Origin of the sequence: Kamptonema formosum PCC 10802 (assembly GCF_000332335.1) — a bacterium.
Taxonomy (GTDB): domain Bacteria; phylum Cyanobacteriota; class Cyanobacteriia; order Cyanobacteriales; family Oscillatoriaceae; genus Oscillatoria.
Map to the genome: position 1 here is coordinate 1,859,186 of NZ_KB235948.1, position 13,295 is coordinate 1,872,480.

Here is a 13,295-nt window from a genome sequence, read left to right on the forward strand (position 1 = left end):
GACTGTCACCCTCACCCCCCTAACCCCCCTCTCCCAGGTCGGGAGAGGGGGGAAAAATCAAGAATTCTCCCCTCTCCCATTGTGGGCTACGGCTTATACAGAAATCCCTCTGATCCCAATTTTCTATAAAGTTGTACGAACCTCTTTCTCCCCCCTCTCCCCTTGTGGGAGAGGGGGGTTGGGGGGGTGAGGGGCGAGTGCTGGAGTCATATACCCAAGATATGTATAAACTGTAGCCCCTTGTGTGGGCGGTGAGGGGGGTGAGGGGGATTACAAAAATGGGATGCTCCCGTTGATGTGGGCGTGGGTGGAACGCACCGGCATCTGTTTTGAGCGCCTGATGTGCCGGTGGAATTTGCCGGGGATTAGCAAACTATTCTCCTGCAGAGTGTAAAATATCGCTGTACAGTTGATTGCTAATCCGGAAGCCTATCCGATCAATCAAAACATCCATCACTGGTTTGACTGCGGAAATCAACCCGTTGTGTTTAGCTTCAAGGAGGACTCCCAATAGCCCAATTACATTGAGTCCAAAGCGGGATGCAACTCTTCTGCCACGTCGCTCGTCCATAAGGAGAGCGTCAGCCCCCAGTTCTACCGCCAGAACAAGAGCTTCAGCCTCACCTTTGTCTAGCTCTCTCTGCAGTTCTGTTACGAGGGTAAAGTTTCTGACCTGCTGAGTCTGAATCCAGGATAGTGTTTGCACTTCCACAGTACCTGGCACTGTATAGCCTAAGCCAGCCATTTCATCGTAGACTGCTTGGGGAATAACAATGTTTTCGTAAAGTTGTTGCAACAGACTCAGCTGTCCTACCGCTGCCAGGTTAGTAATGGGTGAGGTGTTACTGACTACAATCACAGTCTTCCCAGTTTGCGCAGGGTTTTGAGGTCTTCTTGAAACTCTTCAACATCGTAGTGAATGCAAATTCCGCGACTAGCAATTTCGCGCTGGAACTCAATTAAGTTCATTCCAGCTAGGTGAGAAGCTTTGCCGATGCTGATTTTATCTTTTTGAAATAGCAGGATGGCAATTTCTAGCATGAATTCGCTTTCTGACATCTCTGCTGCCTGGAGGATGTCATCGGAAATGACTACGCTCATATTTTTTTAGAACTTTTTTGTGAATTATAACACTATCTGGGAGGGGGCGGTTGCAAGAAAGCCGGTGTGGGGTGGGTTCCGCCCCTGAGTTGGCATTTGGGCGCAGACTGTAGCGCTGGGGCGGAACCCACCGGCACGGTTGATGTGGGCGTGGGTGGAACCCACCGGCATCTGTTTTGAGCGCCTGATGTGCCGGTGGGTTGGAACGATGGAGCTCTGAGCTCGGATGATGGAGCTCTGAGCTCGGATGATGGACCTCGGAGCTCGAACGATGGAGCTCGGAGCTCGAACGATGGACCTCAGAGCTCGGATGATGGACCTCGGAGCTCGGATGATGGACCTCGGAGCTCGGATGATGGACCTCGGAGCTCGAACGATGGACCTCTGAGCTCGGATGATGGAGCTCTGAGCTCGGATGATGGACCTCTGAGCTCGGATGATGGACCTCGGAGCTCGGATGATGGACCTCGGAGCTCGAACGATGCAGCTTGTAGGGTGGGTTCCGCGCCGGTGTGGCCATTTGGGGGTGGGCTAAAGCCCAACTACGAACCTTTTTGGGCTGAAGCCCAACTACGAACCTTTTTGGGCTAAAGCCCAACTACGAACCTTTTTGGGCTGAAGCCCAACTACGAACCTTTTTGGGCTGAAGCCCAACTACGAACCTTTTTGGGCTGAAGCCCAACTACGAACCTTTGCGAGTCTCACCGCAATCCCTGACAAGTAAAAGCTGACCAGTAGAAGAAATCAGAAAAGGGAAATTCCTCAGTGCAAGCTGTCTCCAACTGGCTCTGAGTTATTTCCACCTTTTGCTGCTTATCATAGCACCGATCGTACTCCTTTTGCAACTCCTCCACCGCCTCAGGAGATTCTTTTTTCGCTTTATCATAAGCGGCGGATGCCCGCTCTAATTCCTCCTCAGCCTCTTGCAGGTGCTTGTCGAGCAAAGGCGAAAGCACCGGCTCGTATTTAGCCGCCAGCTCGCTTCCCGAAAGAGTGCGCAAGTCCTGTTGCGCCTGTCTCAACGCCTCGGGGCGAGGTAGGTTTTGCTTGTGCCGGTGGTAAAACAGAGAGAACAGGGACGTGGCCAGGTCGTTTACCGACCAGAGCGTGCTCACCACACTCCTCGCGCCGGCACACAAAAAGCCAAATCCTATTGTCAGGATATCATCCGTCAAATCTTTTGTCAACCCTATTCCCGTTTCGCAGCAGGAAAGAAAGACATCGTGCAAATCCGGAACCCGCCACCCGGCTGTGAGGAGTTCTCCCAAGGTGATAAAACCATCTCCCAATATGAGGACGGATTCTAGGGGATTGTCCAGGCGGGATTGGGCGTGGTGGCTGGAGACAAGTCCTTCCACTTGTTTGACGAGCCGGCGATATTCCGCGACAGTTGCATTGCGCCGGCCCCGCAAACGCCGCTCATCGGGAACCTGATACAGCCTTGCGATTTGATCGCCTTCAAAACTGGCGGAGGGCAAGTCTTCTGTAGGATTTTCCACGATACCATATTTTAAGGACGCGACGGGGCGTTCTGCAGGGGGGCGCTTGTGGCAAAACTCCAGGACTTGACAGCTGGGAACGTAACGGATGAGGAACTTATCGCCTAGATATTCCGTTTGCCCCCCCTTTTTAAGGGGGGGTTGGGGGGGAACTTCAACCGGCATGCCGGCGAAAGGAATCAGATGCAGGTACAGGTGAGGGATAAGGATGAGTTCTTCTATCCCTTGCAGGTGACGGGCAATTAGGTCATTCAGTTGGAGCCGGCTGGCAAGTTCCCCAAGGAACCCGCTAATGTTCTTTTTCCATGCCTGGTTATTGTTCACATAGGGAACTAACCAGTTGTAGTAAATCCAGTGTTGCAATGTCTCTATCCCTTGACCGGCACAGGTGTGGCAATCAACCAGGTTTTTCCGCAGGACAAAGATGTGAGTGTCGCTAGCAGTGGTGTAGAAACTGAGGAGAGCCGTCTTGTCATCGTGAATCAGCTGCTGCAAGGCGGCGATATCTGGCGTGGCGACCTTAATTTGACCCGCCAGCACCGCATCGAGCCGGCGCAGCTGTTGCCAAATGCCCTGCTTTTCTCCCTCTAAAGCTAAAATTTCTGCGTTGGTTTCCTTGAATTTAGCGCGACTGCGGGTGGCTGATGCCATTTCCCGCTGCGTGCTGGTGTCATTCATGCCCCGCAGTTGGTCGATTTGCCGCTGCTTTTTGTGAAACTCCTCCAGCAGTCGCTCAGCTTCAGGGGGAATTTCCCCGTTGGAGTAGCGGTCTTTACTCTTCATCAAATCGACCAGGAGCTTGGAGCGGGAGCGCTCGACATATTCAAATGCCTTTTCCAGATTGCCGGTGTTGATGCAAGCTTGCACCATCTTTTGATAGATGTCAATAGATTCGCTGAAGATTTCCTGCCGGCGCTCGTCTGACATTGCCTGGGAGCGACTTTCTTCCACCGCATCGATTGCCGGTTCGTACCCCTGAATCGCTTCTCGCCATCGCCCTGCGGTGAAAGCCATATCGCCAAAATTGCGCCCAGTTCTGAGGCAATCTAGCGGAAAGGTGGCAGGAGTGTAGATTGTTAGGGCGGATTGGTAACACTGAATCGCTTCTTTAATTTGTCCTTGCTCCTTGTAAGCATTCCCCAGATTATTTTGAGTCCCCGCCCAATCTTGGGGGAATGCGTCGCGGGTGCGTACCTGCAAGGCTTGCCCGTAACACTCGATTGCCTGTTTCAGATTCTCGGCTTTATCTCCCTTGATGCGGTACAGGTAAGCACTCCCCAGATTGTCTTGAGTCGCCGCCCAATTTTGGGGGAATCCGTCGCGGGTGCGTACCTGCAAGGCTTGCCCGTAACACTCGATTGCCAGTTCCAGATTCTCAGCTTTATCTCCCTTGATGCGGTACAGGTAAGCAACCCCCAGATTGTTTTGAGTCATCGCCCAATATTGGGGGAAGGCGTCGCGAGTGTGTACCTGCAAGGCTTGCCCGTAACACTTGATTGCGTGTTCCAGATTCTCAGCTTTATCTCCCTTGATGCGGTCCCTGTAAGCAATCCCCAGATTGTTTTGAGTCGTCGCCCAATCTTGGGGGAATGCGTCGCGGGTGCGTACCTGCAAGGCTTGCCCGTAACACTCGATTGCCAGTTCCAGATTCTCAGCTTTATCTCCCTTGATGCGGTCCCTGTAAGCAACCCCCAGATTGTTTTGAGTCGTCGCCCAATATTGGGGGAAGGCGTCGCGAGTGTATACCTGCAAGGCTTGCTGGTAACACTTGATTGCCAGTTCCAGATTCTCGGCTATATCTCCCTTGATGCGAACACGGTAAGCACTCCCCAGATTGTTTTGAGTCGTCGCCCATTCTTGGGGGAAGGCGTCGCGGGTGTATTCCAGCAAGGCTTGCTCGTAACACTCGATTGCCAGTTCCAGATTCTCGGCTTTATCTTCCTTGATGCGGTCCCTGTAAGCACACCCCAGATTGTTTTGAGTCGCCGCCAAATCTTGGGGTAATGCCTCGCGGGTATATACCTGCAACACTTGCCGGAAACACGCGATTGCCAGTTCCAGATTCTCGGCTTTATCTCCCTTGATGCGGTCACGGTAAGCAATCCCCAGATTGTTTTGAGTCCTCGCCCAATATTGGGGGAATGCCTCGCGGGTATATACCTGCAACGCTTGCCCGTAACACTCGATTGCCAGTTCCAGATTCTCAGCTTTATCTCCCTTGATGCGGTCCCTGTAAGCAACCCCCAGATTGTTTTGAGTCGTCGCCCAATCTTGGGGGAATGCCTCGCGGGTATATACCTGCAACGCTTGCCCGTAACATTCGATTGCCAGTTCCAGATTCTCGGCTATATCTCCATTGATGAGGTGCCTGTAAGCATCCCCCAGATTGTCTTGAGTAATCGCCCAATTTTGGGGGAATGCGTCGCGGCTTATTACCAGCAAGGCTTGTTGTAAACACTCGATTGCCAGTTTCAGATTCTCGGCTTTTTCTCCCTTGATGCGGTTGCAGTAAGCAATCCCCAGACAGATTTGAGTCGCCGCCCAATTTTGGGGGAATGCGTCGTGGGTGAGTACCTGCAAGGCTTGCCCGTAACACTCGATTGCCAGTTCCAGATTCTCGGCTTTATCTCCCTTGATGCGGTTACTGTAAGCACTCCCCAGATTGTTTTGAGTCGTCGCCCAATTTTGGGGGAAGGCGTCGCGGGGGAAGACTCGCAGAGCGAGATAGTAGCCGGCAATCGCCATCTCCAGATTGCTGGCTCTGTTGCCCAAGGGAAACTGCGCAATTAGGTAGCTGAAATTGCCAAAAACTGCTGCGTAGGCTGGGGCTTGTTCTGGCTCAGCTTCCGACAGAATCTCTGCTCCCCAACTTGCGAACAGTTCAGCCAAGGTGTCATTCAGTTTGTCCTGGTTGGCAGAAAGCAGCGGGTACACCACTTTCTGATTAGCATTGTTGTCGCGGGTGGCTTGGAGTACCTCACACAAGAACGCGAGATATTCTTCTCGGAGTGCTGCAGTTGCGGAATTGCTGATATATGCTGCTAGCCGGCGAGCAACATCCGTTAAAAATTCAGCCCGGCTCCCCTCGCCCTGTTGCGCCAGCCAAGCTGCCACCTGTTCCATCACTCGCACCAAGCCCTCATCAATCAGGTTTTGGTGGGCATTTAGGCTGTCACCAACTTCTTCCCAACTGCGACAGTTGAGTAAGGCTTGGATAAGATTGAGATAGTCTTGTTGGCGCTGTTCGTCCATTTGTTTTCTCTCGGTGAATCGTGCTGTTTATGTCTACCCCCTACGCTTCCCCGCTCTCGCACAGAGAGCTAGGGGGTGAGGTTCATCTTTATTTAGTATCGGCTGCCGGCAACTTTTTATGCCGGCTCTCTTCAGGGCGGTTAAAAATTCATCTCCCCACCCCACCCCCACATCAACTTATTCAGGATCTCCCCAAATCTCAACCAACTTCTTCAGCAGACTTTCGGCTAAATCCTGCGCCGCAATTTTCGCATTCTGATCAATCTTGGTGGATTTGAGGACAACCCCACCGGCACTCACCCCGCCAGAGAGAACCACATCTCCCCCCTTCCCCCGCCATTTATATTTACGTTCCAGCCGGTAGATGCGCTCGAACTGGGCAATTATCTCAGATATCGAAGTCGCTTCTAGCAACTCCTGCACCTTTTCATTCCCCTCCGCTGACTCACGCACCGCCTCTATCCCCGACTCCAGCCTAAACAGATAGTCCAGCAGAGATTCAATCTCCTCTAGCTCTTCAATCTTGATAATAGCCGGCACCGGCACATCAGCCGCTCGCATAAATCCCAACAGCTGCGCCTTCTCGTCAGAGCGCCCCTCAAACCGCACCGCCACATAGGCGAGCCGGTCTTCTGTCACCTCCACCGGCAGAGATATTTCCGTCTCCCCACTATAACATGGCCGGCACTCTAACCTCCCCAAATCCGGAAGAGTCAAATCCGCCACATCATGGAAGATCCTGATAACAGGATTCCAGCTCTCCCCCGCCGATAAATCCGTTTCATAGTTCAGGGATAGCACAAAACTATTCACCGCCCACACCGCCAGAGTATTATAATACACCTGCCGCTGTTTTTCCTCCGTCTCCTGTTCCGCCGCAAACTTCCGCGCCCGCGCCCGCGCTTCTTCTCCCAGAGGGATTGTCAGGTTATAGGTATCTGTCCCGTTCATAGCTAGTCCTCCAGTTTATCTCTAAATTTCTCAGCAATTCTCCTTAACAGAGGCTTGCACCTCCTATGCCAGTGCGCTGTAATCGTCCCTTGTTCAACGCCCAACGCCTTGGCGATATCCTTCCATTTCTCCGGCGGCTCAGTCCCAATCCGCCGGCGGTAAATTTCCCCGCAGTTACACGCGGGATATTCCTCCGAGGCGCAATCTTCTAATTCCGGCAGACATTTTTCAAGCCAAAAGCGCTTATTTTCTTCTTGAATCGCCTTCTCCAGCGGAGACGGATTGTCGGAATCTGCTATAATGTCTCCCACCAGATCCCCATCCTCGCCAATGGGGCGATCTAGCTCAACCGTCTTCGGTCGATTTTTTCGCTCCCGCCACAAGTCAATGCAATCCCGCTTCAGAATCAGATTGTACCAGTTAACAAACTTTTTCCTGACAAGCTCAGACTGCGCCTCAGCCAGCTCCAGATTGTAAGTCTGGGGAAACTTCTGGATCGTCCTGTAAAGGCTCTTTTCTGTACGCTTGAGAGCGTCATAATAATAGACACGCAACCCGGCGTCAAGACGCTGTTCAGTGAGGATACCAGGTAGCTGCTCAGCCAGACCGATAATGCGATCCACATCTGCTTTTCGCCCTGGACTTTCCGGCTCTTGCGCGATTGCTTTTTGGATCAGCTGCTTGAGCAGCCCATCCACATCCTGATTGCCCATAAAAGCACATACTGCCAAAAAGGAATGCTCGTAATATAACATAGAAAGCCGGCACCTCTTCCATTTTAACAAAAATTTACACAGACGTTGGACAGGCGTCGCGCCTGTCCACTGGAAGACCTTTCTCAGACGTAGCACAGGCGTCTCGCCTGTGCACCCGCCGGTGCGCAGACGTAGCACAGGCGTCTCGCCTGTGCACCCGCCTTTTGGGCTAAAGCCCAACTACGAACCTTTTGGGCTAAAGCCCAACTACAAACCTACGCCGCATCCCCGAAATCCCGCTGAGAATTCCGCTTTTCTTCCTCCCAGCACCGGCAAGCTTCAGCATACACCTCTTGAGCGCCGGCAATCCCCTCCTCGCACCGCTTAATCTTATTACTATACTTGAAATTCACCCACTTCAGCTCTTCCGCCACAGCATCCCGCAGCTTGCCCGTTTGTTCCGCCACCCACCGCATCTTATACTCCGCCACTTGCTGCGGCGAAAAAGTCCCCGCCGGCGCTTTAAAACGCTCAGGCAACTTAGCCAAATCCGCCTTAAACTTAAACAAACGCTGCTCAATCAGCTGCTCGCACTCCTTCTGCAACTTCAGCTTCTCCTCACCCAGCCAGACAATTTTGAAATCCGCCTCAGCCATCGCCCAATTTTTCAGCCGCCCGCTGGAATCCCCCTCCCGCACAAACTTTTCCCGGCGCTCATCAAGAGCCTTTTCCCACTCCCACTCCCGCTGAGCATCCGCAATTTCCTCATCAATCGAAACCAGCTTATTCAGCTCCACAGGTTCCAGCTCACCCACAGGATAGGGCAGGTACTTCTCAATCAAATCCCGGTCATGTTCCGGCATTTCAAAGCACTCGCTCTGAATCGAAGCCGCAGTCCACAGCATCGCCACCGGCAAACTCGCCGCAATCACATTAAACAGCACCCCTCCCGGCAAACCCAACCCCATCACAATCCCCAAAGACATCGCATATTCCGCCCCACTCAGCCCCACAGCCAGCCCCAAATCCAGAGGCGACTGATTTTGCAAATTTTTCCCCTCAACTTGCAGCACCAAACTCGTTTTTGTGTGATAGAATAGTTCAGAGAGTTCATTCACCGGCGGATTAGCTCGCTGCTGGCTGACAATATCATCCAGAGCTTGTTGAGTGTTGCGCTTGCGACGCCCGCGAGCCATCACCTGAGTCGCCTTAGTATCCGCCAGAACCCCCGCCAAACTCCCCATCCCCAGAGAAGCCGGCAGACTCAAATACCCCAAGCGAGACGTGAGGATTTGCGCCCCCGCACTGAACGCCAGAGCACTCATCGCCGCCACCACAATATTACAAGCCTTTTTCATTTCCGGAGAAGGCTGCCGGTGAGCCGAAGGAGCCAAATCCTGAATGCGGACATTAGCCTCCTCCGATTCCGCATATTTCTTCTCCCATTCGCTCATCTGAGCGCGGACTTGTTGAGGCAGGCGCTCAATCAGTTCTCGGTGCAGGAACATCCAGCTAATCACAGATGCCCAACCCAGGTTGCGGCTGCCGGTGGTAGAATGGATAGATGCAGTCATTGTCTTTACCTTCCCATAATATCGTGAGCCCGTATCAACTCGACGCACCCGTATCAAATCGAGGCAGAGCCTCCCTGCTCTCGTTCCCAGCCAGAGCCTGGGAACGAGGAATATCGCTTGTGAAATTTAATCGGTAAGGGGAATAAAATTATGCAGCCTTCCCCAAAAAAATCTCTCTCTTCTCCCGGGGGTGGGGTGCCCCGCACCCAATCGAAAATTATTGATTCCCCCGCAACCGGCGAGCTCTCTCAAAAGCCGAATCAACACAAGGCACAACAGATTGCCGGACCTCGCTCTCATCCTTACCCGGATTCAGCAGACAAACGCTCGCCCTTCCCTGCAAATGACTTTCCAACGCCTCTTGCAACCTCCCAGAGGGAACCATCAGCGCCACAACCCCCCGCTTTTCCCCAATCTCATCCACCAGCGCCTGAACGCGGTTATAATCGAGAGCCGGCTGACCAGGACCAGGTTCCGCATCATCAATTAAAATAGTAGCCACTGTAGGATTGAGATTCTTCTTGTCCCGCTGTTCCTGGATAGCCGCATTAATCCGCTCCAGCAACAAAATCAGAGAAGTCCCCGGCTGCTTATTGCGGATTTCCCGCTCAGTCTTCTGACACTCGCCCAAAAGAGACAAACTGTTAAAAACAGTGATATCCTTAGAGAGGACAGGCCGGTCAGCAAAAGGAATCAGCAGAACCGTGTCCCCCGGTTTATAATTGTGAGTGCCGGCTTGACAGTGAGCCCTTCGCTCCTTAACGTAACCCGCCGCCGATTCCGAATTGTCATCAGCCCGAATGTGGATAACCGGCTGAGTGGTGAACTCCACCGCCAGACTCCCTCCCACAACCGCAACCGCCAAAACCACAGCTGCAACAATCGCCGGCGATTTCCACCAAACTCTTTCTGGTTGGACGGGAAGGGGCGTATAGTACCTGCTCATAAAGGCATCTCCATGCGCTCGTTAAACAGGTATCGGGTTGCTCCCCCCGATTTATACAAAAGAGATAAAAAACTTAACAATCCAGGCGTAGGACAGGCGTCCCGCCTGTCCCCTGTCCCCTGTCCCCTGTCCCCCCTGTCCACAACCCATCCCGACTTTGGACCGGCATCCCACCTGTCCCATCGCCGGTCCCCAACCCATCCCGACGTAGGACAGGCGGGACGCCTGTCCCCCCCTGTCCCATGTCCCCCGCCCCCACACCGCGTTTGCTCTGCAAAGTCTGCCGGTGGGGGCGGGTTCACTCGAAATATCTGCTAATGGCTTCGGATATAGCAGTAGCCAGTTAGATTAGGACACTGGGATCGGAGGGAACGCAATTCCTACCAAGTATAGGCGTAGGGCAGGCGTCTCGCCTGCCCTCAAGGTCTCGCTCGATCGGAGGGAACGCAATTCCTACGAAGTATAGGCGTAGGGCAGGCGTCTCGCCTGCCCTCAAGGTCTCGCTTGACAGGCGAGACGCCTGTCCTACGTCCTAACCAAAGGCTAAAATCCCCTCTCACTCCCCCTCCCCCCGTGCGGGGAGGGGGTTGGGGGGTGCGGTTCTACCGCCCAATCCCGACGTACCGGAAACCGGCAGCTTGCAGCGCCTCCCGATCCAGGTAATTGCGCCCGTCAATGATCACCGCATGACCCATCAACTTCGCCATTTTAGCATAGTCGAGATTGCGGAACTGCGGCCAATCCGTCACCAGCAACAGCGCGTCGCAACCATCAGCAAGCCGCTCAGCATCCCCTTCCACAATCACCCCAGACAGCCCCTGACCGATGCCGGTTTGCGATACAATAGGATCGTAAGCCTTAACCTTCGCTCCCAGACGATTCAGCTGCTCGATGATATTGAGTGCCGGTGCGTCGCGCAAGTCATCCGTATCAGATTTAAACGTCAGACCCAACAGCCCAACAGTCTTACCCTTCAGTATTTTCAGCTCGTGCTGCAGCTTCTCAATTGCAATTAAACGCTGGTGTTTGTTAACTTCCACAGCAGCTTTCATCAGTTGCGCATTATACCCGTAATCGTCTGCCGTGTGAATTAACGCCGAAACATCTTTCGGGAAGCAAGAACCGCCCCAGCCAATACCGGCTTGCAAGAATTTCGTGCCAATCCGCGAATCCAGACCCATGCCCAGAGCCACCTGCGTCACATCCGCACCCACGCGATCGCAAATATTGGCAACTTCATTAATAAAGCTAATTTTAGTCGCCAAGAACGCATTCGCCGCGTACTTAATCATCTCAGCAGAGCTGAGGTCTGTCAGCACCACCGGCACCGGCGGCAAAGATTTGTCTTCCCCAAACTTGCGCTCAATAATAGGAGCGTAAAGTTCCTTCATCATCCCCAGCGCTTTGGTGCTGTTGCTGCCCAGCACAATCCTGTCCGGATTAAACGTATCGTAAACCGCAGAACCTTCCCGCAAGAACTCCGGATTGCTCACCACATCAAAGTCCGCCCCAATCTTGGCAGCAGCTTCCTCGCCGCTGACGCCACCGTTGCCCGCCTTAGCTTTTTGGCGTTCGGCAATCCCGTCAATCACAATCCGCCGCACCCAGTCACCCGAACCAATCGGCACTGTCGATTTATTGACAATCACCTTGTAGTCTCCGTCCAAGTGAGCGCCAATCCCCTTAGCGACTGCTTCCACATAGCGGGTGTCACTTTCACCATTAGGCAGCGCCGGCGTTCCCACCGCAATAAACAAAATCTCCCCGTGAGCCACACCGGCAGCCAAATCCGAAGTAAACTCCAGATTGCCCGCCGCCGCAGCAGACTGCATAATTTCCGACAGTCCGGGTTCGTAAATCGGAGACTGTCCCGACTTCATCAACCGGATTTTTTCTTCATTATTGTCAATGCAGAACACATGGTGGCCCGCATGAGCCAAACAAGCGCCGGTGACTAAGCCAACGTATCCAGTACCAATGACGCAAACACGCATAGGGGTGAATCCTCAAAAACAATAAAGCGAATAAAGGGGTAGTTGGGAGAGAGCACCTCATTTCCCATTCCCGGATCGGTATTGCCGGTTGTTTCTTTATTTGATGCGACCCCGAAAATCATCTACAGTCTTTTGTAACCCTTCTTGCAGAGGAACGGTAGGCTCCCAGCCCAGCCAAGTCTTGGCCCGCGTGATATCTGGCTGCCGCTGCCTGGGATCGTCCTGGGGCAGGGGTTTAAATATAATCTCCGCATCTGGATTCACCATATTTTGGATCTTCTCAGCCAGTTCCAATATAGTGTATTCATCCGGATTGCCCAGATTCACCGGCCCGGCACACTCACTGTTCATCATCCGGATCAGCCCTGACACCAAGTCGGAGACATAGCAGAAACTGCGGGTTTGGGAGCCATCCCCATACACCGTCAGCGGGATTCCGCGAAGAGCCTGCACAATAAAATTGCTCACCACGCGACCGTCATTTTCCAGCATCCGGGTGCCGTAAGTGTTGAAAATGCGCACCACCCGAATGTCCACGCCATTTTGCCGGTGATAGTCAAAAGACAGAGTTTCCGCCACACGCTTGCCCTCATCGTAGCAGGAGCGAATGCCGGTGCAGTTGACACTGCCGCGATAATCCTCATTCTGGGGGTGCACGTCGGGATCGCCATACACCTCTGACGTGGAAGCCAGCAAGAACCGCGCCCTCACTCGCTTGGCCATTCCCAGCATGTTCATCGTCCCCATGACGTTGGTTTTGATAGTCTTGACGGGGTTGAACTGGTAGTGAACCGGCGAAGCGGGGCAAGCCAGATGGTAAATCTGATCCACTTCCAGGCGGATCGGTTCCGTGATGTCGTGGCGGATCAGTTCAAAATTGGGATTGTCTAACCATTGCAGAATGTTCCGTTTGTGGCCCGTGTAGAAATTATCCAGGCAGATAACTTCCTGCCCATCTGCCATCAACCGGTCGATGAGATGGGAACCGATAAAACCCGCGCCACCTGTGACCAAAATTCTCATGTTTGCAACTTATCCAGTTTTGGACAGGGCGAGACTAAAGTTCAACAATTGGCAGTCGGCACACAGGTGAGGATGGGGAGAAGGGGAGACTGTATTAGTCCTTCTCACATCTGGCTCTTCCGAGAGCGCATCCGCCTTGAACCCGGCACGCCGAATCTATCCTTACTTCTTTAGGCTGCCCAAAAACCCGCAAGAAAATCACACGCAATAGCAACTTAGCAAAAAAGCGGCTGTCATGGTCAACAGCCGCCAAAAATTTA

The 13,295-nt window shown here is 53.2% G+C and carries 11 protein-coding genes; all 11 read right to left on the reverse strand.

The genetic code is table 11. The features are described from left to right. Nucleotides 1-373: 373 nt before the first annotated feature. Nucleotides 374-859, reverse strand: coding sequence for a PIN domain-containing protein (locus OSC10802_RS0107935; RefSeq protein ID WP_017716258.1), 486 nt, complete (start codon nucleotides 857-859; stop codon nucleotides 374-376). Continuing rightward, entirely contained in the window at nucleotides 856-1,101 is a 246-nt protein-coding gene (locus OSC10802_RS0107940; protein ID WP_017716259.1) for a UPF0175 family protein, read from the reverse strand. Before OSC10802_RS0107940 ends, OSC10802_RS0107935 begins: the two co-directional genes overlap by 4 nt. 24 nt (nucleotides 1,102-1,125) lie before the next feature. After that, the gene (locus OSC10802_RS49155; RefSeq protein ID WP_155967448.1) at nucleotides 1,126-1,272 is read right to left on the reverse strand and encodes a hypothetical protein; all 147 of its coding nucleotides are present in this window, start codon (nucleotides 1,270-1,272) and stop codon (nucleotides 1,126-1,128) included. Nucleotides 1,273-1,802: 530 nt separating this feature from the next. Next, on the reverse strand, nucleotides 1,803-5,852 hold the full coding sequence (locus OSC10802_RS39175; protein WP_017716261.1) for a CHAT domain-containing protein: 4,050 nt from the start codon (nucleotides 5,850-5,852) through the stop codon (nucleotides 1,803-1,805). Nucleotides 5,853-6,029: 177 nt separating this feature from the next. Next, nucleotides 6,030-6,803 (reverse strand): DUF1822 family protein, encoded by a 774-nt coding sequence (locus tag OSC10802_RS0107955; protein ID WP_017716262.1) that lies wholly within the window; start codon nucleotides 6,801-6,803, stop codon nucleotides 6,030-6,032. A 2-nt stretch (nucleotides 6,804-6,805) separates the two neighbouring features. Continuing rightward, entirely contained in the window at nucleotides 6,806-7,516 is a 711-nt protein-coding gene (locus tag OSC10802_RS0107960; protein WP_026098271.1) for a sigma-70 family RNA polymerase sigma factor, read from the reverse strand. A 257-nt stretch (nucleotides 7,517-7,773) separates the two neighbouring features. Continuing rightward, complete coding sequence (locus OSC10802_RS0107965; protein WP_017716264.1) at nucleotides 7,774-9,072, reverse strand: hypothetical protein; 1,299 nt, start codon at nucleotides 9,070-9,072, stop codon at nucleotides 7,774-7,776. Between the two features lie 217 nt (nucleotides 9,073-9,289). Next, nucleotides 9,290-10,018 (reverse strand): hypothetical protein, encoded by a 729-nt coding sequence (locus tag OSC10802_RS0107970; protein WP_017716265.1) that lies wholly within the window; start codon nucleotides 10,016-10,018, stop codon nucleotides 9,290-9,292. Nucleotides 10,019-10,091: 73 nt separating this feature from the next. Then, a complete protein-coding gene (locus OSC10802_RS49160) occupies nucleotides 10,092-10,295 on the reverse strand; it encodes a hypothetical protein (protein WP_155967449.1) in 204 nt (67 codons plus the stop codon). Nucleotides 10,296-10,620: 325 nt separating this feature from the next. Next, nucleotides 10,621-12,012, reverse strand: coding sequence for a UDP-glucose dehydrogenase family protein (locus OSC10802_RS0107975; protein ID WP_026098272.1), 1,392 nt, complete (start codon nucleotides 12,010-12,012; stop codon nucleotides 10,621-10,623). A gap of 96 nt (nucleotides 12,013-12,108) precedes the next feature. After that, nucleotides 12,109-13,035, reverse strand: a complete 927-nt coding sequence (locus tag OSC10802_RS0107980) for a UDP-glucuronic acid decarboxylase family protein (protein WP_017716267.1) — start codon at nucleotides 13,033-13,035, stop codon at nucleotides 12,109-12,111. Between the last annotated feature and the right edge of the window lie 260 nt (nucleotides 13,036-13,295).